Source organism: Jidongwangia harbinensis, assembly GCF_020216025.1.
Taxonomy (GTDB): domain Bacteria; phylum Actinomycetota; class Actinomycetes; order Mycobacteriales; family Micromonosporaceae; genus Actinoplanes; species Actinoplanes harbinensis.
Genome location: NZ_JAIWNC010000023.1, coordinates 33,579 through 58,681 on the forward strand (window position 1 = coordinate 33,579; position 25,103 = coordinate 58,681).

At 68.3% G+C, this 25,103-nt stretch carries 20 protein-coding genes and 2 pseudogenes; 10 read left to right on the forward strand and 12 right to left on the reverse strand.

Annotation, left to right across the window (positions count from 1 at the left end):
• Nucleotides 1–1,230 precede the first annotated feature (1,230 nt).
• From LDL48_RS25960 to LDL48_RS26000, 9 genes and pseudogenes are all read right to left on the reverse strand, one after another.
• On the reverse strand, nucleotides 1,231–1,467 hold the full coding sequence (locus tag LDL48_RS25960; RefSeq protein ID WP_225257839.1) for a hypothetical protein: 237 nt from the start codon (nucleotides 1,465–1,467) through the stop codon (nucleotides 1,231–1,233).
• A gap of 121 nt (nucleotides 1,468–1,588) precedes the next feature.
• Complete coding sequence (locus LDL48_RS25965) at nucleotides 1,589–2,386, reverse strand: phosphotransferase (RefSeq protein ID WP_225257840.1); 798 nt, start codon at nucleotides 2,384–2,386, stop codon at nucleotides 1,589–1,591.
• 15 nt (nucleotides 2,387–2,401) lie between these two features.
• Nucleotides 2,402–2,878, reverse strand: a complete 477-nt coding sequence (locus LDL48_RS25970; protein ID WP_225257841.1) for a glycine-rich domain-containing protein — start codon at nucleotides 2,876–2,878, stop codon at nucleotides 2,402–2,404.
• Between the two features lie 139 nt (nucleotides 2,879–3,017).
• The gene (locus tag LDL48_RS25975; protein WP_225257842.1) at nucleotides 3,018–3,926 is read right to left on the reverse strand and encodes a JmjC domain-containing protein; all 909 of its coding nucleotides are present in this window, start codon (nucleotides 3,924–3,926) and stop codon (nucleotides 3,018–3,020) included.
• A 150-nt stretch (nucleotides 3,927–4,076) separates the two neighbouring features.
• Nucleotides 4,077–4,888, reverse strand: a pseudogene (locus LDL48_RS25980) (SAM-dependent methyltransferase).
• Nucleotides 4,889–4,937: 49 nt separating this feature from the next.
• Nucleotides 4,938–5,726 carry a GOLPH3/VPS74 family protein gene (locus LDL48_RS25985; RefSeq protein WP_225257843.1) on the reverse strand — a complete coding sequence of 263 codons (789 nt, stop codon included), beginning with the start codon at nucleotides 5,724–5,726 and terminating at the stop codon, nucleotides 4,938–4,940.
• A complete protein-coding gene (locus tag LDL48_RS25990; RefSeq protein ID WP_225257844.1) occupies nucleotides 5,723–6,745 on the reverse strand; it encodes an acetamidase/formamidase family protein in 1,023 nt (340 codons plus the stop codon). Before LDL48_RS25990 ends, LDL48_RS25985 begins: the two co-directional genes overlap by 4 nt.
• A 3-nt stretch (nucleotides 6,746–6,748) precedes the next feature.
• On the reverse strand, nucleotides 6,749–8,179 hold the full coding sequence (locus tag LDL48_RS25995) for an APC family permease (protein ID WP_225257845.1): 1,431 nt from the start codon (nucleotides 8,177–8,179) through the stop codon (nucleotides 6,749–6,751).
• Between the two features lie 168 nt (nucleotides 8,180–8,347).
• Nucleotides 8,348–8,581, reverse strand: coding sequence for a hypothetical protein (locus tag LDL48_RS26000; RefSeq protein ID WP_225257846.1), 234 nt, complete (start codon nucleotides 8,579–8,581; stop codon nucleotides 8,348–8,350).
• A gap of 1,148 nt (nucleotides 8,582–9,729) precedes the next feature.
• On the opposite strand from LDL48_RS26000, the gene LDL48_RS26005 reads away from it, so the two are divergent.
• The 5 genes from LDL48_RS26005 to LDL48_RS26025 all read left to right on the forward strand — a co-directional run bounded on the left by LDL48_RS26005 (nucleotide 9,730) and on the right by LDL48_RS26025 (nucleotide 15,210).
• On the forward strand, nucleotides 9,730–11,238 hold the full coding sequence (locus tag LDL48_RS26005) for an XRE family transcriptional regulator (RefSeq protein ID WP_225257847.1): 1,509 nt from the start codon (nucleotides 9,730–9,732) through the stop codon (nucleotides 11,236–11,238).
• Between the two features lie 39 nt (nucleotides 11,239–11,277).
• Complete coding sequence (locus tag LDL48_RS26010; protein WP_308016491.1) at nucleotides 11,278–12,342, forward strand: asparaginase; 1,065 nt, start codon at nucleotides 11,278–11,280, stop codon at nucleotides 12,340–12,342.
• On the forward strand, nucleotides 12,335–12,808 hold the full coding sequence (locus tag LDL48_RS26015; RefSeq protein WP_225257848.1) for a PPC domain-containing DNA-binding protein: 474 nt from the start codon (nucleotides 12,335–12,337) through the stop codon (nucleotides 12,806–12,808). Before LDL48_RS26010 ends, LDL48_RS26015 begins: the two co-directional genes overlap by 8 nt.
• Before the next feature lie 153 nt (nucleotides 12,809–12,961).
• Nucleotides 12,962–14,326 (forward strand): NsdA family TPR-like regulatory protein, encoded by a 1,365-nt coding sequence (locus LDL48_RS26020; protein WP_225257849.1) that lies wholly within the window; start codon nucleotides 12,962–12,964, stop codon nucleotides 14,324–14,326.
• 11 nt (nucleotides 14,327–14,337) lie between these two features.
• On the forward strand, nucleotides 14,338–15,210 hold the full coding sequence (locus LDL48_RS26025; protein ID WP_308016492.1) for an LLM class F420-dependent oxidoreductase: 873 nt from the start codon (nucleotides 14,338–14,340) through the stop codon (nucleotides 15,208–15,210).
• Between the two features lie 45 nt (nucleotides 15,211–15,255).
• Here LDL48_RS26025 and LDL48_RS26030 read toward each other — a convergent pair whose 3' ends face one another.
• The 3 genes and pseudogenes from LDL48_RS26030 to LDL48_RS45135 form a co-directional block, all read right to left on the reverse strand.
• Complete coding sequence (locus LDL48_RS26030) at nucleotides 15,256–15,708, reverse strand: hypothetical protein (RefSeq protein ID WP_225257851.1); 453 nt, start codon at nucleotides 15,706–15,708, stop codon at nucleotides 15,256–15,258.
• 120 nt (nucleotides 15,709–15,828) lie between these two features.
• Complete coding sequence (locus LDL48_RS26035; RefSeq protein WP_225257964.1) at nucleotides 15,829–16,521, reverse strand: LysR family transcriptional regulator substrate-binding protein; 693 nt, start codon at nucleotides 16,519–16,521, stop codon at nucleotides 15,829–15,831.
• Nucleotides 16,522–16,607: 86 nt separating this feature from the next.
• Nucleotides 16,608–16,724, reverse strand: a pseudogene (locus tag LDL48_RS45135) (LysR family transcriptional regulator); the annotation flags it as partial.
• Nucleotides 16,725–16,860: 136 nt separating this feature from the next.
• Between LDL48_RS45135 and LDL48_RS26045 the strand changes: the two are divergent.
• The 5 genes from LDL48_RS26045 (at nucleotide 16,861) to LDL48_RS26065 (ending at nucleotide 25,063) form a co-directional block, all read left to right on the forward strand.
• On the forward strand, nucleotides 16,861–17,556 hold the full coding sequence (locus LDL48_RS26045) for an HD domain-containing protein (protein WP_225257852.1): 696 nt from the start codon (nucleotides 16,861–16,863) through the stop codon (nucleotides 17,554–17,556).
• Nucleotides 17,557–17,579: 23 nt separating this feature from the next.
• Nucleotides 17,580–17,951, forward strand: a complete 372-nt coding sequence (locus LDL48_RS26050) for a hypothetical protein (protein ID WP_225257853.1) — start codon at nucleotides 17,580–17,582, stop codon at nucleotides 17,949–17,951.
• Nucleotides 17,952–18,130: 179 nt separating this feature from the next.
• Nucleotides 18,131–20,053: an Hsp70 family protein gene (locus LDL48_RS26055; protein ID WP_225257965.1), complete on the forward strand. Its 1,923-nt coding sequence runs from the start codon at nucleotides 18,131–18,133 to the stop codon at nucleotides 20,051–20,053.
• Between the two features lie 42 nt (nucleotides 20,054–20,095).
• Nucleotides 20,096–22,096 carry an AfsR/SARP family transcriptional regulator gene (locus LDL48_RS26060; protein WP_225257854.1) on the forward strand — a complete coding sequence of 667 codons (2,001 nt, stop codon included), beginning with the start codon at nucleotides 20,096–20,098 and terminating at the stop codon, nucleotides 22,094–22,096.
• Between the two features lie 171 nt (nucleotides 22,097–22,267).
• Nucleotides 22,268–25,063, forward strand: a complete 2,796-nt coding sequence (locus LDL48_RS26065) for a LysM peptidoglycan-binding domain-containing protein (RefSeq protein ID WP_225257855.1) — start codon at nucleotides 22,268–22,270, stop codon at nucleotides 25,061–25,063.
• Nucleotides 25,064–25,103 lie beyond the last annotated feature (40 nt).

Genomic DNA, 25,103 nt, shown 5'->3' on the forward strand with positions numbered 1-25,103 from the left:
TTGATCTTCATGCGAGCTTGCTGCAGGCTGCGGCATCGCGGAGGCGACTACCGGGGTGGCACCGAAGATACCGGTGTACTGCGCGGCCGAGAGAGGGCCCTACCAGGAGATTTGTTCATCGCGGTTCGCCCGGGCACGCTGGGCAGCTAGGCGTGGGCCGGTGGTGCTTGATCCATGTTTCTACGTCGTCGGCGTGCCAGACTTTTCCTTGTCTCAGGTCGGCGAGTGGTCGTGGGAAGTTTGACTGGCTGGTGAGTTGAGAGACGCGTTGTCGGCTGAGGTGCAGGCGGGTGCTGATCTCGTGGGCTCCCATGAGCCGGATTTCGTGTCCGTGCACAGCCCTACCCTGTCATGCGACTACTGGTCGCGCAACTAGTCGATGGCGCGCCGGCTCGCGCGCACCACAGCAGGTCTACGAAGCGTTCGTGTGGACACGTTCGCGGGTCGCGCCGGCTGCTCAACGGGCTGCGCCTGGACCACGGGCAAGAGTGCGGGTAGTCGCCGGCGCCCCCTATCAGTCATCCGTGGGTGCCCCGGATGGTGATGTAGCTGGTCTGGCGTCACGGGCAACGCGCGCCCCCATCGGGGCGGGAGATGGACGTACCACCCCGGTTGAAGTGCGGAGAGCGATCCGATGAGTCAACCGCCGCAGCATTGCTGCATTCGTTCGAGCCGCAGGCGAGGGAGCAGACCGAACGGGCGCCGTCCCTCAGCCGTCGCCTGGAGCCAGATTCTGTTCTCGTGCGCCGTCGCCGGGCTGCGAAGTCGCTGAGCCGCGGGCGCGCGCCGTACGCGGAACCACGGAGCAGTTCGCGGACGAATGTTGAAGGCGGCGTCGATTAATGGCCGCCTACACAATGGTGGTGCCACCGGCGACATCTGCTCGACCCACACCACTACACCCAGATCAACTCCCCCGTGACGAATCACCGTCTACCGTGAGCAACAACCGGAACCGCATCGATGAGAAGCAAGAACACCTCGCCACGATCAAACTGAGAACGACGCAGCGGACGCCCTCGTCAAGCCCGCTCGGCGAACCGGAACAAACGCAACCCCGGTTACACCGGCGCTACGGCCGGACCAAGCCGCACATGCGCGCAAGGTCGGCGGACTGCACGGACCGACGCCGACGTGTCGGTCCCGTCCTACTTCACACCGCCATGCTCGGCGACGCCCCTACTTCGACCTGCGGGCCGCGAAGATTCCACGCGGGCCGAAGGCACAGGCTTACCGTGAGCGCCGATCGGAATAGCCTGCTAAGTGGGGCGGGACTTCGGGAACGATGACTTTTTCCATCGCATGGACCTGCACCGGAATACCGGCCGTCTTCAGGAAACATTTCAATGTTTCGGCGAGCGCCTCGATGTGGTCGTCTTCGACGAAGGCGTAACCGCGCTCCGAAAAACAGTCGGCGACCTGCTCGGCGATCTCGGTAATTGGGTCAGTCAACTCGTCATCATTCATAAAATATCGATCCTTGAAATCGGCAACAATTTTATACACCGACGACGTATCCGATGGCGGCATCTGTCAGCAGGCATTAGACCCATCCGTGACCGCTTGGTCTGCGGCGCCGTCCCCGGGTTTAGTCGGGTCGCTCAAGTACCTTCTTGCGCCGGTACGCCGACCAGTGGCCGGTCCAATGGGCAAGGTCGTGTATCCAGCCGGCAGTGCTTTGTTGGGCCTTGATGGACCACTTTGCGGCGTTCCGCGAGGCGAACTCGTCCAGGATCTGCGGGTTAGTCGCGCCCCATGCTGGACGTCGCGCGAGCCATTGCTCAGCCTGTTGCGGGGTGTGGCCGCTGGCGATCAGCCATGGAACGAGCAGCGCCAGTTCGACCCATGGTGCCGCCTTGGTGGCGAATGCCCAGTCGACGAGGCGCAGGCCGTGGGGGCTCACGATGAGATTGGTGGGGCTGAGGTCGGTGTGGACGAGTGTGTCGCCGTCCATCGCGGGATGAGTGAAACCGAGCCGGGCTGCCGGGCTGAACCACGGCCGGCCGCCCGGCGCGGGCGTCTCTTGGAGTTGTTTCAGGGTTGCCTCGAGCAGGTCGAGGTCGGGGCTGGCTGGGGACAGGTCGGCGTGTGGGCCGTCGACGTGTTCGAAGCCCACCACCAGCCAGCCGTCGGTTTCGAAGTCCCACTCGATCGCCGGCGCATATGACTGGTTGATGGCCTTACTCGCCAGCAGTTCGTAGCGCAGTGAGCGGACGCCCAGATCGGATGATGCCGCTTTGACGAACACCTTGCCCTTATCGCCGGTGACGGTCGCGGCGATCTCCGCATGGTCGCCGCTGAGGGCTGGGGTGGCGTGGGTGCCGCCGGCTCTCTCCGCGATGGCCGTCAGGACGGCGTCGGGCAGGGCGGTCCAGTCACTGCGCATCAGTCATGCACCCTTTCAGACGCCCGGGTTCGGCGGGCAGCAGCTCTCCGCCTGACCGACCCAGAACTCTGGATCGACGTGGTAACCGGTGGCGTGCAACGCCTGGCGGGTGTACTCGAGGGACGTGCCGTCTGCCATGCCCTCGGTCAGGATCGGCACGTGGTGCACGAAGCCGCCGGCGATCTGCTGACAGGCGGCGAGGTACGGCTCGGTGTGCTGCAGCGACACGTGCCAGGCGGTGTCGACGGGGTTGGTCGGGACGACGCGGTACGACCGGCCGTCGGGCAGGAGCCTGCCGAAATCGGGGTCGTGCTGCGAGTCGGCGTGCGCCTTCAGCAGCAGCAGCATCTGTCCGATCGCTCGCTCGGCGTAGGTCTGGGTGACTTCCTGCACGGCGGCGAAGTGACGGGCGAGCTTGCCGAAGGTTTCCGGGTCGACGAGGGACTGGGGGTCTTTGCCGGTAGCAACCGGCGTGGCGGTCGTGATGGTCACGACTCCTCCTCGGATCTATGGATCGCCGACGCCTGATGCGTCGGTGAAATCCCGTACACAGAAATCAGTCGGTAGTGGCGATCGGCTGGTCGCGCCGCCGGGTCGCCGGGTCGCCGGGTCGCCGGGTCGCCGGGTCGCCTCAGGCGTAGTCCACGTCGCGCTCGGTGCGCGCTCTGTCGAGCAGGTCGGCCGCCAGGGTTGCCTCATCGGCGTGGGCCAGCCAATGCATCAGCAGGTGCCGGGCCTGATCGACCTGCTCGGCAAACGCGGTGAGGTTGACGACGTTGGCTGGTGGGATCACTCGCCGCAGCGATGTCGAGGTGATCGCGGTCTTGGTCAGCTGTTCGCCGATCCAGAGGCCGGTGCGTTCGCGCACCACGAACGTCAGGTGGGTGCTCGCCGCTTTTTGGTCGCGGGCGTGCGCGTTGTGCATCCAGCCGCGCGGCAGCACGAGAACCTGCCCGGGTTCGAGGGCGAGATCGTGGTCCGGGCGGGTGCCCTTGAGGTGGCGGACGAGGTTGCTGCCTGGCCGGGTGTTGCAGGCCAGGTGGTCGCGGTGCGGCTCCTCAACGGCCGGTTCCCATATCTGCCAGGTCTTGCGGCCGGTCACCTGGTAGATGAACCCCATGTTCTGGTCCCAGTGATGGTTCAGGCCCTGCCCTCCCGCTGGGGTGACGAAGCCGGTTACATGACAGCCGTATCCGGTCTCCGTCTGGATCGCCGCGCACACGCTGTGCAACAGCGGGCACCAGCGGTTGATGTTGCGAAGCTGGACGGTGTAACCGCGGCCGCGCCACTTCGCGAGCTTCGCGGGGTCGAGGCGGCTGGCCGTCGTGTACGCGCGAGGGTGCAGTGCAGCACTGTCCTTGATCACGATGATGTCGTCGGCTGGCGCCGTGCCGGTGTCGAGGTAGGCGTGGAGAAGCTGGGCGTTGGCGATGCCGGGAAGACGGCTATCGGCCGGGAGCTCGGAGACTGCCGGCTTGGTGGGCCAGGCCGTCATCATGTCGTTGACGTGCTCCTCGCCGAACAGTTCCCTGAGAGACATGTGTCCTCCGATCGAATGGTCAAGCGCCGAGCGCAGCGGGATGGTGATGGCAGCCCGGCGGGTGCGCCGTAGGCGGATGCAGGTGTACGTGCGTCTGCCAGATCGCGGTGAAGGCGTCGGTTCCGGGGCTAACCGCACCAGTGGAGTTGTTCATGGTTTTCGTGCCACTCCGCAGAAGACGTCGACCATGGCCGGGACATCGGCGTCGGGGTCTGGTCGCCAATGGCTGGTGGAGATCACGCCGGGCTCGATGAGGTCCAGTCCGTGGAAGTAGCCGGCGATCTGGTGGGGGTGGCGGGCGATGTAGGGGGTGCCGGCTTCGATCGAGAGGCGGGTGGCTTCGTTGCGTTCGTCGGGGTGGATGACGTTGGTGCCGTCGTTGATCACGACGTAGCTGCCCGAGGGGAGGGCGGATACCAGCCGGTCGACGATGGTGCGGGCCTGGTGGTAGTCCATGACGTTGCCGAGGATGCCGAGCATCATCAGCGCGATCGGCTCGGCGAAGTCCAGGATTTTCTCAGCGCCTTGCAGGATGTCGTCCGGGTGGTGCACGTCGGCGTGGAGGTAGTCGGTGACGCCCTGCGGTGAGCTGGTCAGCAGCGCCCGGGCGTGTGCCAGCACCAGCGGGTCGTTGTCGACGTAGGCGATCCGCGCGTAGGGGTCGATCCGCTGGGCGACCTCGTGGGTGTTGTCCCGCAGGGAAGACCAGTGCCGATGTCCAGGAACTGCCGGATCCCCTTCTCCCCCGCGAGGTCCCGGACCGCGCGGATAAGGAATCGTCGTGATTCCCGAGCGATACCGACGATGCCCGGGAAGGACTGCATGATCTGTTCGGCGAGGGCACGGTCGGCGGCGAAGTTGTCCTTGCCGCCCAGCCAGTAGTTCCACACCCGAGCCGAATGCGGAACTGACGAATCGAGTACCACGGGAGGCTGCCGCTCGTCCGGCGAAACGCCCGTCATGACGGGCACCACCTGGACGGAGCTGCGGCGGGTGGGTTGTGGTGGAGGGTCATCGCATCGCTGCCACGGCGAGGTCACCGCGGCCGGCGTCGACTGCTTGGACGACGGCGGCGATGGCCGGGTTTTCGTGGGTGGTGACGATGTGCCACAACTGCTGGATGAGTTCTGTGGTGGACAGGCTGCCGTCGTAGAGGAATTCCGCCAGTTCGAGGGCGGCGATCAGGCCACACAGGGCGGCGCATTCGTCGTCGGGCGCCGCGTGCCGGTTCCGGCGCGGCTGACGGTGGTGGGTGACGGCATCACGGATATGGGCGCGGGCCCGGACGGCGTAGCCGTAGTGCACCGGCAGGTGGGTTTCGGTCCTGACGAGCCCGCCGAGGCGGCGGCGTTCGGTGCGCTGTATCAGGCCTACGGCGATCAGGGCAGCACGAACGCGTTCATATAGGTCGGGGGTGGCGAACGAGCGCAGCCACGTCCGCAGCTGGTCGTCGCTGCGGTCCTCACGCACGGTGCGTGTGACGGCGGCCAGCGCGGCGTCCAGCGGTGGGTTCGCGGTCGGGCCGGGTCGGTACACGGTCAGCCGGCCCGGTTGGGTTTGCCATTGCCGGCGGGCGCTGTGGTAGATGTAGCCGATCGCGACGTGCCCCTTGTGGGACAGTTCCAGCAGCAGTGCTCCGGCCAGGCCGAGGGCGAGGGCCTGTTCGTTGATCAGCAGGGTGCCGGTGTCGTCGTCGTGAGCGAGGAGGTACAGCTCGGCGTGCAGCGGCAGGACCGCTCGGGGGTCGAGGCGAATCGTGGACACGGTGCGGGCCTTGCCAGCAGTCACGAACACGGTCATCGCGCACCGATCCCCGGGGCGGCGGCCTGGGGTGTGGCGCGCAGCCGCTGGTGGGCACCGTCGTAGACGGTGGCGCCTCGCAGCAGCGGCTTGGGCAGGCAGGCGAGCATGGTGTAGTTCGGGTCGCACACGTTGCCCACCGGCGCGGTGCCGGCCTGCGCGACGAGCTGATACGCGTCGAGGGTGTCCAGGCCGGTCAACTCGGCGGTCCAGCCGACGAGATCGTGCTGGCTGATCCGGAACGCGTCTTCCAGGGGGCGGGCGCAGCCGACGGACATGATGGCGGTGTCGGACTCGATGCGTGGCCACCGTGTCGGTACGCCTTTGATGACTTCGACGGCGAGGGTGGTGTGCATGGCGACTTCGACCGCAACCCCGCTCGCCTCGCCGTGGCCTTGGCGGGCGTGGCCGTCGCCGAGGCTGAGCATCGCGCCGTGCACGTTGACCCCGAGGTACAACGTGGTGCCAGCGCGCAGTTGCGGGGTGTCCATGTTCCCGCCGTGGGCATCGCAGGTGATGCTGCTGCGGGCCTCGAACCCGGCCGGGGCGACGCCGACGGTGCCGTGCATCGGCTCCAAGGCCAGGTCCGCGGTGTAGTCGCCGTTGCGGGCGCGGTAGCGCACCACGCCGGCCTCGGCGTCGATGTCGTACAGCCACACCCGCTCCTCCAATGGTGGTTGCAAAGTGGCGGTGTGCGTAGTCGAGGTGAGGGCCCCGAAGTGCGGGAACGTGCTGGACACGCCGATGGTCCGGGCCGGGACGAGGGACAGTAAGTGCACGGCGAGGGTGTCGCCGGGCTCGGCGTCGTCGATGAAGAACGGCCCCGTGACCGGATTCAGGTACGGCATGGTGCAGACCTGCGACGGCAGGTCGTCCACGGTGGTGACCGCACCGCCGAAGCAGTCCTCCGTGTACGTGGACAGCGTGTCACCGGAGCGCAGCGTCGCCACCGGCATCGCGCCGCCGAAGGTGTACCCGTAGTCCTTCGCGGTGGGCGTGAACGTGTGGTGTTGTCCCATGGCTCACACCCCCTCACGCACGGGTGCGCCGAGATGGGGCACGGGGGTGAACCCGGACAGCTGCGGGCGCCGGCCCGTGAGGTACAGGCCGATCAGCACCAGCAGGCCTAGGCCGATCCACGCGAGCCCCAGCTTCTGCGCCGCGACGTTGGCGTTCCACACCACGAACCCGAGGATCGTGGCACCCGTCAGGGGCATCAGCAGGTGGGCGAACAGGTTGCGGCTGCGCTGCCGGTAGAGGTAGTAAACGATCACGGACAGGTGCAGCAGCAGGAACGCGGTCAACGCCCCGAAGTTGATCAGACTGGCCAGCAGGGCAGTACCGTCGTCGCGCTTGTTCATGGAAAGCCCGATCCCGAGCGACACCAGGGCGACGAGCCAGATCGCGTTGCGGGGCACGTTGTGCTTGCGGGACACCTTCGCCAGCGGACTCGGGAGTTGTTTGTCGCGGGCCATCGCGTACAGCAGCCGCGAGATGGCCACCTGCGCGACCATCGAGTCCGGCAGCCCCCAGGCGATCGCGGTCGCGAACGCGCACAGTGTGCCCAACCACGGCCCGGCGGCCACGGCGGCGGCGGTGTAGAACGCGGTCCCTGCGGGGTCCCCGTTGGTGATCAGCGCTTGAGGGTCTGGGGTGAGGATGGCCGCTACCCAGGTCTGGGCGATGAACAGCAGACCCGTGACCAGCAGCGCCCCGGCCATGGCCCGGCCGATCACCCGCGCGCCGGCCTTCGCCTCCTCGGCCAGCATCGAGATGGCGTCGAAGCCGAGGAACGACAACACCGCCACCGACGCCGCAGCGAGTACCAGTGCCGCCCCGAAGGTGTCCGGGTTGTACAGCGGGTCCCACGTCCACCGGCCTTTGCCGGTGGCGATGGCCCAGGCGCCGAAGCCGAGAAACAGCAACAGCACGCCGAGTTCGCCGATCAGCATGATCCACGTGAACCGGGCGGTCACTTTGATGCCCCGCGTGTTGACGAGGGTGTTCGCCGCGACGAACGCGAGCAGCCATCCCCACACAGGGACTGCCGACAGCACCGGGACCGCGGACAGGCCTGCGTGCAAGGCGACCGACGCCACCAGATACAGCAGGGACGGCACGAGGACGTAGTCGAGCATGATCGCCCACCCGGCGATGAATCCCACCGCGGCGCCGATGCCCCGGCCGACGTAGTTGTAGACCGACCCTGATAGCGGGAAGGCCTTGACCATCTGGGAGTACGAGAACGCGGTGAAGATCAGCGCGGCCACGGCGATCGCGTACGCCGTGACCACCATGCCGCCCGATGCAGAGAACACCGCACCGAAGATCGCCATCGGCGCGATCGGCACCATGAAGATCAACCCGTACGCGAGCAGGTCTCGGAACCGCAGCGCCCGCCGTAGCTGCTGCTGATAACCGAACCGTTGCAACTCATCGACCGGATACGACACCGGGGAGATCCCTTCTCTGGCTATTGAGGGATGTGGACTTCCGTAGGCCAAGGGCGGCATGCGGGAAACGGGAGGTTTCGGAGGCAGGTCATGTGGCGCTGGCTTGCCGCGGTGAGCTTCGCGCCACCCGCCGCCGCGCCCCGTCCTGGCAGCGACGGCGGGCGCGGTCTAGGTACGCGGGACGAACCTCGCGTCGTTGACTGTCCCGGCAACTTCGATCCGCGTGTCCAGGCGGCCCAGCACGTCGGCTAACGCTTCGCAGGCCCAGCGGCCGGTGGTCAATGCCGGACCGAGCCTGGCCGCGCCTGCGCACGCCCGGCGCTCGATGATGTCCGCATCGATCGGCCTCAGTCGACAGCCGCACACGGTCATGTACTCGCGTTTCGAGTCGGCGAACTCCATCGGCCAAACGGTGCTCCGCGCCGGCAGAACAACGGGCCGCACCGCGGATAGGGATTGCTTAGTCGGGCCGGGCCGGCGAGGTCGCGATATACAGGTGTTTCCTTCGACTCCGATGCGAGTGGCCGCTGGGCCGCCATCACGGCCTCGCGGCCGTGCAGTTGGTCGCGCCTTGATCTGGCGCGCCAACCGCACGGCCGGGTCAGGCCACGACACTCGGCGGAAGGCCGTGACCGGACGCTTCGGGCAACTCTCACCCTCGCGGATGAACGGCGGCCAGCAGCTGTGCCGGGCGACTGGAGTCGCCGGCTATTGCTGCCGCGGCGCGTGGGCGCGGTGGCATTGGCCCCGTAGATCCCTGCAGCCGTGATGACAGCCGCAGCATGAGTTCGCGATCGCCAAGTCCGGCTCACGTCGGACACGCACCGGTCAGCGTCATCACGCTCGTGCAACCGGTAGATCCACACCGCCAGTCCAAACCAAGATGACGGGGACAGGCCGCGGACGACGGCGTCGGCGCGGAGAGCGGCCGGGCCGCGGATTGCCCCCGAGGACGGCCCCACGCGGAGCACGTTCGACGTATCACGGCGTGCGGTGGGTGTCGGTGACCCGTTGACGGTCATCACGTGCTCCTCGGCAGGGGTCGGGACATGTCGCCAGCGTCGCGGCTGTCTGGACGGCCGCTTGGCGAGCTACGCATCGATGTGTCGCTTGTGGTGTGCCTACGATCACCGACAGTCCGCGAGGGCGGAACCCCGAATTACTTGGAGAGTTAGCAGGAAAGTTGGCAGCAGACATGGTGCTGACCTGCGGCCCCTTAACGCCAGGAGACGGCCGGGAAGATCATCACGTCGAAATCCGGGGTTACGCTCTGGCTACACCGGACAGCACCGCGCGGTCGGACAGTCACGGTGGACTCGCTCCTGTCCGTGCCGGAGGTTCGCATTGATTTTGCCCATACGTGCGACGCCATCGCCTGGCCACCGAGCTGATCCGCCTCCGCGAAAGGCACGGCTACTGCACCCAGCGGCTCGCGGCGGCCGTCGGCTTCCCCCGACAGCGCGTGAGCCAACTACAGAACGAAGGCATGGCATTCGACCGTTGGTCCCGACCCGTGTGGTTCGCCGTGCCGGACCCTGAGGAGCTACACGGTGGACGACGCTAGCAACCCCAACACCAAGCTGATCGCTGCACGCAGACGGCTGCAGTCGCCAACCGGTTCTGGGCATCCGATGTCGCGGCAAGAACTTGCCGAAGCGGTCAACGCCTGGCAGTGGTCCAGATACCAGCGCGAGGACCGGCTCGACGAAACCGACGTCGGCAAGCTCGAACGCGGTGAGACCCACTGGCCAGGCCTCACGCGCCGGGAAGGTTTCCGCGCCGTCCTGAGGGCTACGACCGACGCTGAACTCGGCTTCTACCGCAACCGGCGTTCACGATCACCCACCGCTGCCGGCACCGTGGCCCTGGCCCCGTTGCTGCCGTCGCTGCTGACCAGCTCGTCCATCGCTGCACGCGGACCTGAATCACGGCAGCCAGAGCAGCAGGCACTGCTTTCTGCGGCTGGTCGGTTCTTCGACGGAGAGTCCGTGGACGCGCGGATCTATCCCGCCGTGGAGGACGGACGCGTCCTGGCGACGGTGCCGGCGGACTTCGCCGGCAACCGGTTCCTGACCCGAGCCCGCCGAGGACTTGTGGTCGGAGCCGTCACCGATGACGAACGCGTGATTGGCTACGGCCTCGACACTCGACAAGCTCGCCGGCGGCTGGCCAAAGCCGAGCCGGGATCGCGTCTGCTCATCCCTCCCGCCTACGTTCTGGACGACATCACAGTCGGGATTCTCTGGGCCGTCGTCAACCTCGACGAACCACTGCTCAACGACGATGCGCTGCTCGCCGACCTCCAGCAACAGCTCGGCCCCTACGAATCCCTGCCAACCTCATCACTCGGGCGCGATCCAGCGTCCGAACTCGCCGCGGTGTCACAGATGTGGTTGGGCAGCTACTTCTGCGCCCACCACATCCTGCGCCATCTCAACGGCATCGCCGACATCCCGCAATTCTGGACCCGCGAGCAACGCGGCGAAGAGGCCAGCACCTGGCTGCTGTTCCGCCACAAGTACGACTACCTACGCGCCATAACCGACCGGTTCACCGGCCAGCCGCTCACCCGCGCCCTCTGCATTCCGTCAGCCTCGGTCACCGCATCGCCTCCCGGAGAGCGCATCCTGCTGCTCCTAACCGCCGCCCTGATGGAATCCTTCAACATCCGCGTCAACGTGAGTGCCGATCCGGAGTACGCGGCCGTCGAGGGCTTCGTCCTGGACAACGACCGCCAAGCGATCGTCGCGAACTGGATAGGAGCCGAGGGGATCTGGCAGGTCGGCGTGACAACGGACCGGCCCGCCATACGCGACTACGGTGATCTGTCCTCACACACCAGCGCTCACTCGGTCGTAGCCGGTACCTCCGCCAGCCGTCGCCTCCAGGCAATGGCGGACTATCTAGAATTGGACTGGTCCTGGCTGGTCACTCGCTGCGCGCGGCTCGGCGACTACGGCTGTGCGGGGTTCGCCCAGCCCCGTAGCCGACTGCTGTCCATTGTCGGCGTGGACCGTGCCTGTCGGTACCTCGGGCAGGCCGGCACAGCAAACCATTAGGCTCCGAGAATTCGTCCCATTGAGGTGGAGGACAACCCTGTGCCCGCTGCATCCGAGCCACGCCGGGTCCTCGTGGCCAGCCTGGGCGGTACGATCGCGATGACAACCAGTACGAGCGGCGGCGTCACACCGGTCCTCTCCGCAGATGACCTGCTGGCAGCCGTACCCGGCCTCGCGGATCTCGGCGTGGCCGTCCAAACGGTCGACTTTCGCCGGCTCCCTGGGGCGTCACTGTCCTTCGACGATCTGACAGCCCTGGCGACGCTCCTGCGAGAACGGCTGGCCGACGGCTTCGACGGCATCGTCGTCGTCCAGGGAACCGACACCATCGAGGAGACCGCCTACCTCCTCGACCTGTACCACCACGGGCCACAACCCATCGTGATCACCGGCGCCATGCGCAACCCGACACTGGCCGGCGCTGACGGACCAGCGAACCTGCTCGCCGCCGTACAGACCGCCGCGAGCCCCACCGCCCGCAATCTGGGCTGCCTGGTCGTGCTCGCCGACGAGATCCACGCAGCCCGGCGCGTCCGCAAAACCCACTCGACCGCCGGATCAACCTTCCAATCCCCGACCGCCGGACCACTCGGCTACCTCGTCGAAGGTCAGCCCCGGATATTCAACCGGATCACGAACCGAACCGTCGTACCGACGCCGACCCACCAACCCCGTGTAGCACTGCTGACAGTCAGCCTCGGCGATGACGGCACACTCCTGAACGGCCTCGCGGATCTCGTCGACGGCGCCGTGATCGCCGGCTTCGGTGTCGGCCACGTCCCGCAACACCTGGTGCCACAGCTGCATTACCTCGCCGATCAGTTCCCTGTCGTACTCGCCAGCCGGACCGGCGCCGGCTCCGTACTCACAACAACGTACGGCTTCCCGGGCTCAGAGCGCGACCTGCTCAGCCGAGGACTGATCTCGGCCGGATTCCTCGATCCACTCAAGGCGCGCATCCTGTTGTGGACCACGCTCGCCGCCGACGCCGACCGCAAGTCAATCGAAGCGGCGTTCAGGGCTGCCAGCGGCTGCGGCGATACCGCGGCGTGGCCTTGGGCGCAACGCCACGAACGCGGACCGGAAGAGGCGGAGGATGCGTAGTCAACAGGTCGACATCGGCCGGACCTTCGTGGTGGCGTTTGACCACGGCGAGGACTTCTTCACCGCCTTGGACGAGTTCTGCCGCACCAACCGGGTTCGTCAGGGCGTCATCTCATCCTTCATCGCCGGCTTCTCGCAGGTAGAGATCGTCGGTACCTGCAGAAAACTCGAAAACCCGCAAGCTCCCGTCTGGTCAGCCGTCCACCTGACCAACGTCGAAGTCCTCGGCAGCGGAACCATCGCCTACGACGAAACAGAGCAACGGATACTGCCGCACATCCACGTATCCGTCGGCCTCAAGGAACACAGCGCCACAGCGCACACCAGCCACCTGTTGTCAGCCAAGGTTCAGTTTCTCACCGAGATGCTCCTCGTTGAAGTGTCGAGTCCGGTCCTCCGACGAGAACGCGATCCCGAATTGTATGACGTCCCACTCCTGCGGTTCGACCGCGCGTCGCACTCGTAGGGCGCGGAATGGTCAACGGTCTTGGACTCCGGACGCCAGCTAGATCCATTTCGCATGTGGCGCCGGTCGCAGGATGTTTGGGCTGCGTCAGGTGTAGCTTGATCGCTGCTGGTCGGACCGTAATCCTGGAACCTGACGAGGAGGTATGCCGCGATGGGTGAACGCAACCAGGCGAATGCCAAGCTGACCAACGCCCGCTTGCGGAAGGCGTCCCCAACAGGCTCGGGACGCCCGATGTCGCGGCAAGAATTAGCTGAAGCGGTCAACACCTGGCAATGGCGCGTCCACGGAAAAGAGGACCGCCTGGACGAAACCGACATCGGCAAGCTCGAACGCGGTGAAACCCGCTGGCCCGGCCGCGCGCGTCGCGACGGATTCCGCGCCGTCCTCGACGTCCACACTGACGCCGAACTGGGCTTCTACCGTCACCGGCGACCACAGCGCCGCCCCTCAACGCCCGAGCCGCCCGACGAACTGGCCAACACGCTAAGTCTAGAGAGCGATCATCAGATCACGGCCCCGACCCAATACCGCCGGGACAGCGCCGACCTAGATCTCATCGAACTCGCCTCGGCACTGGACCAAGGCGGAATCAGCACGGGCGAACTGACGGCCGCTGAACTGGCCTGCGAACGACTGGACGCGGACTTCGCCCAGACTCCACCCGCCGATGCGCTCGCCAAGATCCGGGTCCTGATGGAGCTTGTCTCTGCCCGACTGCACCAGTCCCACACGCTGCGCCATCACGAACGGCTAGTGAGGCTGGCGGCGCGTCTTGCCGGACTACGCGCCTGGGCCTGCTTCGACCTCAACGAACACCACCAGGCGGACCGGTGGTACGCGGTAGCGGTAGCCGCCGCCGACGAGGCCAGGGCTTGGGGACTCGGCGCGTGGTTGTTGGGCGCTCAGAGCCTCATCCCCTGGCACAATCGCGATCTCCGCCGCACGGGCGAGCTGATCGAGCGCGGCATCTACTTCGCCGGCCAAGGCTCAGACGCGACGACCCGAGCTTGGCTGCACGCACTGCACGCCCGTACCTCCGCGGGCATGGGGAACAACGATGGTTTCGACACTGCCTACGCCGCGGCAGAGAAAGCAGCCGAATACTCCAGCGAGCGCGACCGGCGTCATGGCATGGACTTCGCCCACGGCACGCTCGATCTGCGGTACTACGTCGGCACGAGCAAACTACTGCTACATCAGCCAGAACGAGCCTATCCGGAGCTAGCCGAAGCCCTCGCCGCATTACCCGGGTCCCACACCAAAGCACGCGCGGTCCTGCGCCTCTACATGGCAGACGCCGCTGTGCACATCGGCGACATCGACCAGGCAACTGGCCTTACTCAGCTGGCATTGACCTCCACCATCCACCAACCTATCGTGCCAATCCTTCAACAGGCCCGCCGAATTCGGCGACTCGTCCAGCAAGTTGATGCTCGCGCAAGCAACACCTTGAATGAACTGGTCCACGAGTTCGGCTGTGCCCTCAGCGGCGTGGCCAGCCGAGCGAAGTCATGAATCTAGCCGGCGTGGGGGTGTGGACCGCCCAATTCGACTTTCAACCCGCCTCGGTCGTACGCGACTCAGTCCAGGAACTCGAAGCTTTGGGATACACCTCCGTATGGGTCGGCGAGAACGTCGGCCGCGAGCCCATCAGCCAGTCTGGCATCCTGCTGGCGGCTACCCAACGCACCATTGTCGCAACCGCCGTCGCGAACCTGTGGGCGCGTGACCCACTATCGACGGCAGCAGCTCACCAAACCCTCGCCGAGGCTTACCCCAACCGCTTTATCCTCGGCCTCGGCGTCAGCCATCCGAAACTGGTCAACGACATACGCGGCCTGTCCTACGGACGGCCGTTACAAGCCACGCGTGACTATCTCGCGGCGATGGACAGCGCTGCCCAGCACTACAGGGCTGTACCAGCCGAGGAGGCTATTCGTATGCTCGCGGCGCTCGGCCCCCGCATGCTAAGGGTCGCGGCGGAGCACACCGACGGCGTCCACACCTATCTGGTCCCTCCCGAACACACCGCTCACGCCCGACAAATCCTTGGAGCAACCAAGCTATTGGTGCCAGAACAAGCGGTCGTACTTGACAGCAACAAGACCCGAGCACGCGAGATAGGACGACAACACCTCCGCCGATATCTCACCCTGCCCAACTACACGAACAACCTTCGTCGGCTCGGCTACACCACCGACGACCTGGATCGCCACGGCAGTGACCGGCTCCTGGACGCTCTGATCGCTTGGGGCGATGAAGCTGCCATCGCGGAGCGCGTTCGCCAACACCTCGAGGCCGGCGCCGATCACGTGTGCCTACAAGTCCTCGACCCCGATAGTCGAGGACTCCCACTACCCCAATGGCGCCGTCTCGCAGGCATCATCCCAGCAAGTTGAACTGTCTTATTATCCGATCGTCCGTAGCCAGCCCCACATTGCCACTCAGTCGAACCAGTTGAACAGCAGATCACCGAGTCGGGGTGGACGGTGATAGGCCACGTCACGTCGTTCATCCGCTGCGAGTTCCTGAAGATGGCGCTCGGTGAGCGGTTCGTTGAGTTCCGCTTGGTCGGCCACCGAGAATCCGCGAGTGGAGAAGACCTCGCTCCCAGGCACGTCTGCGAACACCGCGGCGGACTCCTGCGGGCTACCGCCCTCGGCTGCGGCCACCACCAGGGCGGCCGCGTTGAACAGGATGGCCCCCGCGGCACCGTCTCGGGCTCTCACGCTGACCCGGTAGTAGTTACGGCCAACAGCGGGTTCCTCGGCACCGGCAGTGACAGCGCCGCCGACGCTTCTCACCGCGTGGTACACGGCGGCGAGCCAACGAGCACGGGCGGCGTGATCGACGTGAGGCTTGGTCACACCCGGCCGCAGCAGCTTGAGGATCTCCACGGGATCATCTTCCGGCACCGCCCTACGAACGTCGAACTCACCTGCTGCGGCACTACTGTGCCGCCGGGTTCAGACGATCGCGCGACCGCACGCGGAGTTTGCACGCGACACTGCCTGGGGTCAGGGGGTGTGGTGGCGTGTCGTGGTGGTGTGGGTGCGGATGGCGTGCAGGAGTGTGGCGGTGCGGGGGTCGTCGAGGGCGCCAGGGCGGTGGGCGGCGTGGAAGGTGATGGTGGGGAGGTCGGTGATGGGGATGGCGGTGAGGCCGGGTAGGGGTTGAACGCAGCCGGTGACAACGGCGGGTCCGACGCCGAGGGCGGCGAAATGGACGGTCAGGGGCCAGCCTTCGGCTTCGACGGCGACGTGGAGGGTGTGTCCGGCGTCGCGCATGGCGCGTTCGAGGCTGATGCGATGCGGTCGGGTGGGTGGGGGGACGACGAGTTCTTCGCCGGCGAGGTGGTGCAGCCGGACGGTGCGGCGTCGGGCGAGGGCGTGGTCGTCGGGGACGAGTAGGACTTGGGGGTAGGTGGCGACGGGCACGGTGATCAGGTCGTCGGGTTGGACGTCGAGGACGGCGACGCCGAGGTGGGCGCGTCCGGTGCGGACCGCGGCGAGCATTTGTTGGCGGTGGGTGTGCAGCAGCCGCAGGCTGCCGGGTTGGTGGGTGAGGGTGGTTTTGATGATGTCGCCGAGGATGTGCAGGTAGGCGGCGTGTCCGGCGGCCAGGATGATGGGCCGGGTGGGCGGGGTGTTGCGGAGTTCGTCGAGGAATCGGGTGAGGCGGTCGTCGTGGTCGCGTGCGAACCGGGCGATCCGTTCACCGTCAGGGGTGAGGACGAGCCTGCGGCCGACTTTTCGTACAGCGGCCGGTCGAGTTCGCGGGCGAGGGTGGCGAGTTTGCCGTGCAGCGCCGGCTGGGAGATGTGCAGGGCGGCGGCGGTGCGGGTGAGGTTGAGGTGTTCGGCGAACACCACGAAAGCCGATAACGCGTCGGAGGAGACCCGTAGCTGACCCATAGCCTCACCCTATAGTTGGTTGTCGAATCCATAGTTCCGGCCGAAGCCACAAGCGACGATCATGGATGGCATGACGAACACTGGTGGTCCTTCCGCCTCCGCTTCTGTTTCTGTTTCTGCGTCGGTGTTGCGGGCGATGCCGTTGCATGCTGTCACCGAAGTTCACGGTGAAGCTGGCCTGCGTCGCCGGCTCACCCTCGAACTCGACCACCACCTCCCCGGCCCAGCCGCGGCGGTGGTCGCGGACGCCGCCGGGTGGGCCGGCCGGGTGCATGCGGGGCAGTGGCGCACCCGGGAGCCGTATCTCAATCATGTGCTGCGGGTGACGTTGCGGATGCTGTGTCACTACCGGGTCACCGACGCGCAGGTGCTGATCGCCGGGCTGTTGCACGACAGCGTCGAAGACCAGTCGTGGACGGTGGCCAGCCGGTCCGGTGGTACCGGTCCACCACCGCATGAGGACGCGTTCGCGGTGATCGCCGGCCGCTACGGCGACCGGGTGCAACGCCTGGTCCGGGCGGTCACCCAACCAGATCCGCGTCCTGGCACTGACCGGGTGCGCGCTTATCTCGATCACCTTCGTGGTGTGGTCGCGGGCGAGCCGTGGGCGCGGGTGCTGAAGTTGTCGGACTTCACCGACAACGGGGTCGGGATCATCCACACCACCGGCACCAAGCTGGACCGCTCCGCCCGCAAGTACGCCCCGGCCGTACCGGTGTTACGGGACCTGCTGCACCGCGACGACACCCCGCTGCCGACGGAAGTCAAACAGCACATCGACGCCCAGCTCGACCTCGCCGACCACCGCTTCGCCGCCATCCTCGCTGCCTGACCCACCCCACACCGGCAACCGAGATGGCCGCGACGACGGCGGCGGCGCATGGAAAGGAGCAGGTGGTGGACATCTCATTTCTGGACTGCTGCCACGACCCACAACTGCAAGCGTTACGGGTGCTGTACGAGTCGACGCACGACCTGGAATCGCTGCAACGCTGCACCGGCTGCGGCGCCTTCTGGTTCTACCGCTTCCACGAGTGGGTCAACTACTGCGGTGGAGACGACGACCTCACCAGTTGGTACACCCAGTTGACCGACGACGATGGCCGGCGCCTGCTCCGCCAGGGCGACCGTCCGGACCTGTCGTTCCTGGCCGGTTGTCCGAGTTGGATGGATGACCGTGACGGCGTTCGCCGGGTCGCTGGTGCCCCTACCGGTCCGCGCTCCTGACCACCATCAGCGGGTCCACTGTGGTGGTATGGGAAGGCGCCCGGAGCGGCTGCGAAGGCCGTGGCAGGCAGCAAGCGAAGCAGACACTCGTACGCTCGGAATATTTCGTCCAGATCGATTGGTGTTGATCAGTGATCGTGGGGTGACGCATGGACGATCGTCTGTTTGACTTGACCGTCATGCAGCCCGCCGAGCCGCATCTGGTGATCGATTACGGCACCGCCTGCACCCAGGCGGTGGTGGTGTGGCCGGGCGGGGCGTGGGAGCCGTTGACCTTCGACGGCGCCCTCGAACTGTCCAGCGCTGTGCACACCGCCGGCGACGACGGTCAGGTGGTGGGTGCGGCGGCGTGGCGGCACGCCGCCACCGTCGCGGACGGGTTCGTGCCGTCGCCGCTGGCTGTGCTGGACGGCCCGGACAGCGGCGCTGTGACGGTGCCCGGCGGTATTAAGGTACCGGTGGCTGATCTGGCGGTGGCGACGTTGCGGCACGTCGGCGCGGTCGCGGCGGCTCGGGTGGGTGGCCCGATCACTGATGTGCGGATGGTGGTGCCGGCCGGGTGGGGCCCTCGCCGGCGGACCTGGTTACGGCAGGTGGCGCTCCGCGCCGGCCTCGGCCAGCCCCGGCTGGTCGAGGCACCGGTCGCCGCCGCGCAACGATGGCTGGCCGGCGGGATGCACCTGCCCGTCGGCGCTCTGCTGTTGATCTGCGATCTGGGTGCTGGGTGCGAGGCCACCGTGCTGCGCCGCGGCCCGGCCGGCTTCGAAGTGCTGTCTACCCTGGCCGACCCGCAGGCCGGTACCGCCGCCATCGACGATCACCTCCTCACTACCCTCACCAGTCCCGACGGCGCCGCGGCGGCGGACGGGGCGCGGTGGGCGACAGCGGCGGCGCTGCGCACGGCCCGCGAGTCCCTCACCCACCAGGCAGCGGTCACAGTCCCGATGCCGGCATCGGCACCGACCCTGGTCGTGCACGCCCATCTGGTCGAGGAGGCCGCCGCGCCGGTACTCACGCAGGCCGGGGACCTCGCCGCCCGCGCCGTCGCCGCCGCGGACCTGACCGTCGGGCAGCTCACCGGCGTGTACCTGATCGGCGGCGCCGCCGTCATGCCCGCCGCCGCACCCGCGATCGGCGCCCAGCTCGGTGCCGTACCGCAGGTCGTGACCCAACCGGGGTTCGCCGCCGTGCTGGGCGCCGCCGACACCACCACCCCCGCCGGCACGCAACCCGGAGCAGCCGCAGGACCGGCCGGAGTGCAGATGCCGCCGCTGCGGCGGATGGGGTCGGTCCTGATCGCCGGCGTCGCGTCGCTGGCACTGTTCGCCCAGATGCTGTTCACCGCGGACTTCGAGGGCGGCACCCGCCGGGACCCGCATTGGATCCTGGTGACCTGGGGCGAACTCACCCTGGCCACCACAGTGGCGCTGGTCGGTGCGCTCTCCGCCGCATCGTGGCTCGGCACCGCCCTCGCGCACGCCCAGCCCCACCTCCCCGCCCCGGGCAGGGCTGGGGAGGTGGCGGTGGTGCGCGCCGCCGGCGGTATCACCCTCGCCGTGCTCACCGGGCTGGCCATTGCCGCCCTGTACGCGGTCGCCGCCGCGGCGTACCTAGGGCTGTGGCTGTCGCTGAGCCTGCGATGGGCGGTACTGCCACTACTGCCGGTCACCGCCGTTCTCGCCGCAATGGCGTGGACGCTACGCGACCGCCAGCAGGCGCTGAACGAGGTGGATGCGGTGTTGGCGTTCCCGGCCAGCTCGATCGTGTTCACCACCACCGGGATGCTGCTGGTCGTGGTCTGGTGGTCGGTCTACCTCCCCCCGGCCCTGTCCAGCATTCAACCCGTCCTGCGCATTCTGGGCGGCGTCCTGGTGGGGATCGGCATCGCGTGCACGCTGGCCCGCTCTCTGCCCCTGCGTGGCGTGCTCGCGGTGTTCCTGGCGGTGTTTTGCGTCGCCGTCGCTGGCGCCGGCCACCGCACCCTCGCTCTCACCGGGGGGCCAGGCATTCTGGCCCTGCTCTACACCGGCGCCGTGACCGTCTGGGCCGTCTACCGGCTGTGGCAACTCACCCGGCTGCCCGTGACCGCCCATGCCCGCTAATCCACCACCCCAGCCTCAAGCCCGCTGTCGGATGGGTCGGCGGTGATCGGCGCGCTGAACCGGCTGGCCACCAGCCTGCTGGTGCTGGTCTTGGTCGTCGGGCCACCCGCCGCCGTGGTCGTTTGGACCGCCCGTCAGCCGTGGCGTGACCTCGACCGCGGCGAGGTCCTGGAGTGGGCTGGCGATCCCCCGCCGGAGGCCCTCGTCTGGCTGGTGGTCGGATCCGGGATCGCCGCGCTGTGGCTGCTCACCGCCGTCCTCGTGGTAAGGGCCGCTAGCGTCGCCGGGCGCCGCGCGTGGCGGCGGCTGCGGCGTCTGCCCTTGCCGACCCCGGCGCAGGCCACCGCCACCTCCCTCGCCGGGACCGCCATGCTCGCCCTGCCCGCCGGCACCGGAGCCCTGGCCGGGATCGCCTCGCAGCCCGCCGCCGCGGGCAACGCCGATCACGACTCCCACGACCCGCTCTCCTCCAGCGACGAGAGACCGATGCACGCTGCAGACGCCGACATCGCTCAGGGTGGGATCGCGTTGCCGGGCGGTGGATGGGTGCCGTATCCGACCGCGCTGGCAGTCACCGCGCTCAGCACCCTGATCTGGCTGCATCGCCGACACCGATACCAACCGGGCCCCCAGCCACTCGGCCACCACCGGCATGACGCCGATCTGCAACCTCTACCGGAAACCGCAGAGGCAATCACTGCGGCCGTCACCGCCGCCGACCCGACACCACCAGCGCCGACGCCCGCAGCCGATGTAGCCCTGCTGACGCAACTGCCTGCGGGCCGGCTGACCCTGTGCGGGCCCGGTGCTGCCGACGCCGCCCGCGGCCTGCTCGTGACCGCCGCCCTGCACGCCGCGCTACACCACAGCAGCCCGGTCGACGTTGTGCTGCGCCGGCACGACCTGCGACTCCTGCTCGGCACCGATGTGGCCGAGTCGCTGCCGCCGGGACTCGGCCTCGACACCACCACCGTGCCGGGGGATCCCGGCCATGAAAGTCACCCGGCCTACTCGCTCACGGCCGGCTCGATCCTGCGGGTGACCCGCCGCGGCGGGCCGTCGGCTGGCCGCAACACGTCGACAGCCCCGTCGGCGCCCGCTCCGGACGACGTCGTTACCGTTGTGACGGTCAGCGACCGGCCAACCGGCGCTGCCGGGTGGGACGTACGCGCTGACGGCGCCGTCAGCAACGCCGGCCCGGGTGTTCCGCGGCGGTTGTGCGTGCTCACCCCGCACGCCGCCACCGACCTACTGCGCCTGGTGCAACACCTCGGCAGTGCTACTCCCCCACCGTCCACCCCGGCCGAACCCGCAGTGGGGCCCGCCATCCGAGGCGAACCGGCCGGCCGGTTGAAACTGCTGGGCGGCTGCGACCTGTTCCTTGACGGCGCCCCGGTACGGCTGCGCCGGACCGCCGGCCTGCAGGTCCTGGCGTTTCTGGCCGTGCACCCGGACGGCGCCACCACCACCGACCTGGTCCGCGCGTTGTGGCCCGGCCACCCACCGGCCGCCATCACCAAACGCCTGCACACCACCCTGACCGACCTGCGCCAGCAACTGGCACCGCGCATCGCCGAACCCGTGCGGCGCCGCGACGAGCGGTACCTGCTCAACACCGACGCGATCACCAGCGACCTGCACGCCCTGCGCCACGCCGTTACCGGCGCCGCGGCGGCGCTCACCGCAGAAGAGCGTCAGACAGCCCTGCGCACCGTCATCGACACCTACCGCGGGGACCTCGCGGCCGGGTTCAGCTGGCCCTGGCTGCACCCGGCACGTGAACAGCTGCGCCGCGACCTCATCGACGCCTACCTGCAGATGGCCGCCGTCAGCAACTCCGCCCACGCTGTCGAGGTGCTCCGCGCCGCCGCGACCGTCGACCCGTACAACGCCGAGGTGCACCAGCGCGCCCAGAAGATCCTGCGCGCAACAGGTGACCACCACGCCGCCGACGCCCTGCACCAGGCCTACACCCAACGGCTCGCCGCCGCCGGCCTCGGCCCCACCACGGTCACCAACTCCACCACCGGACACCGCCGCTGACCTGCGGTTGTCATTCCGTGTGCGTGACTGTCATGAACTGTGCGCGCGCACCACCGACGCACGGGCAGCCACCGCACCTACCGTCACCTCCACACCAACCTGTCGCCGCTACCGACGGCCGGAACGGGCCGCCGAAAGCCGGCATCCGTCGGCTTCGTGAGGAGGTGCCACATGATCCGCTTCGTTGTCGCCGCCCGCACCACCGTGCTGGTCACCGCCTGGCTGATCGGCGCACCGCTCCTGCTCACCGCCGTCACCGGCCCACCCGTCCCCGAGCACTGGCCCACCGCCGAGCAGATCCACGCCTGGCTCGACGACCCGCACCACCCCGCCCACCAGGAGGCGACCGCCCGCATCCTCGCCTGGCTCGTCTGGGCGATCACCGCCGCCGCGATCAGCACCGTACTCACCACCTCCCTGCGCCGGCTGCCCTGGGCGGCATTCACCCGCTACCTGCCGCCACCGGTCCAGGGCGTGACCGCCGCCATGCTCGGCACCGCCGCGATCACCACCAGCGCCGCCCCCGCCGCCGCGGCCACGACACCCGTCGCGGTCACCGCGACCGCTCTCGACATACCGCAACGCCCGGACACGGCCGCCGGCACCGCCGTGGCGCCGGAGTCCGTGCCCGCCGATGCCGCCGCCGGACGGCACGCTGGCGCGAGACGTCCACCTGTCTACACGGTGGCGCGCGGCGACTGGATGGTCGACGTCGCCCAACGATTCCTCGGCGACGCCGACCGCTACCCCGACATCGCCCGCCTCAACCCGCACTGGGAACGCCGCGACCACCGCTTCCCCGACCACTGGCAAGCCGGTTGGACCATCGTGCTACCCCGCGACGCCCGCGACCACGGCACCCGCCCCCACGCCACCGGCCACCTCACCCCGCCGCCCCCGGCCACGCAGCTCCCGAGCAACGACACCCGGCCCGGACCGCGCACCCTACCGGCACCGTCCACCGCCGGGCCCTCGCCGATCACTCCCGCCACGTCGGCACCTGCCACACGCGCTGCCTCAGACGGTCCTACCGGCGATCACCGCGCCAGCATCTCACCGGCGACCACCCATGCGTCACCGGCCTCCACCGCACCACCGCGTCCCAGGGAATCCGAGCCACCGGCCACCGGCACCCCCGAACAGACCGGCGTGGACCTACCCGGCGGGTGGGTCGGGCTACCGTTGGCCGCCGCGCTGGCCGCCGCCACGGCCATGGTGTGGCGACGCCGCCGGCACCGCTACACGCCCACCCCGATCACCAGCGACCACCTCCACGACGCCGACCTGCTGCCCCCGCTTGCCGCGATGACCCGCATCCGGACCCGCCTGCGCCGCCCCTCCCCGGACATCCTCGACGAACACCCAATGCCGACGGTGCGCGAGTACCAGGTCGCCGCGGTCAAACCCGCGCTGCCGTCAACCGGACCGAGCGGCTCCGAGCTGGCCGGCGCCGCCGCCCTGCCACTGTCCACCGGCCTCGGACTGACCGGTGACGGCGCCCTCGACGCCGCCCGCGGGCTACTGGTCTCCACGCTCGCCTCCGGCCGCGACGACGACCCCGACGCCAAAGGCCGCGCCATCATCCCCGCAGCCACCCTCGCCACCCTGCTGGGCGCACCCGCCGCCGACCTCGGCCACATCGACCGGCTGACCGTCACCACCTCCGACGCTGACGCCATCACCCAACTGGAAGAAGAGATCATCCGCCGATCCCGGCTGCTCGGCGACGCCCAAGTGGCCGACGTGCACACCCTGCGCGACACCAACGTTCATGCCGAACCGCTGCCGCAGCTGCTCCTGATCACTGCGATCCCCGACAAAGCCTTCACCAATCGCCTCGCCACCGCGGTCAGACTGGGTCACCACGTCGACATCGGCGCCGCCCTGATCGGTGACTGGCCGACCGGCACCACCCTGACCGTCGCCCCCGACGGCACCACCGGCAACCACGACACCCCCCGCCTGGCCGTCCTCGACACCACTGCCACCACCGAGACGCTCAGCATGCTGCACGAGGCCCACGGCACCATCGACCACCCCGCACGCCTCCAACCGCCCAAGCAGCCCCACCTGCCCGCGACTGTGCCCGCCGAACCCGGAATCGTCGAGCCAGACACCAGACACGCCGACGACATCGCGCCGCCGGCCATCCCACCCCTGGCGCCAGCCGGCCGGCTCCCGGTCGCGGTCCGAGTCCTGGGCCGGCCTGCGGTCCTCGACCACAACGGACAACCCTCAACCGGAATCCGGACCAAAGCGCTCGAGCTGCTGGTCTACCTCGCGGTCAACCGGCACGGTGCCGACCTCAGCGACATCATGGAAGCGTTGTTCCCCGATGCCACCCTGCGCCGCGCCGGCGAACGACTCTCGACCGTTGTCGCCGACCTGCGCAAACACATCCGCCAAGCCGCCGCCCCCGCCTCCCCCTGCGCCGAGACAGCACAACCCCGCAAACAGCGGCTGGAGCCCATTCCCAACACCGGCAGCCGCTACCACCTCGACCCCGCCATCGTCCGCGTCGACTGGTGGACCGTCCTCGACCACTACGAGGCCACCGCCACCGCCTCCAACGACGACCAGCGCCTCGCCCACGCCAGCGCCGCCCTCGACGCCGCCGGCGGCGCCCTGGCCGAGGGCGCCGAATACGACTGGATCGACACCGATCGCGAGGTGGTCCGACGCCACCGCGTCCAGCTGCTCGCCCACGCCGCCGCGCTGCAAGCCGACACCGATCCGCACCGGTCGTGGGTCCTACTCGAACAGGCCTGCCAGCTCGACTCGCTCTCCGAGGCACTCACCTGCACCACGATGCACGCCGCTGCCGCCCTCGGCGACGCCGACGCCATCCGCCACCGGCTCACCACCCTGCACAACGCCCTCGACTCCCACGGCATCGAACGGTCCGAGCACACCGAGTCCCTCGCAAGCGAACTGCTGAGCCGGATACATCCACCGCCGCACGAGTGACATTTTCAAACGGCACGCCTCTGTGACCAGCATCCGCGCC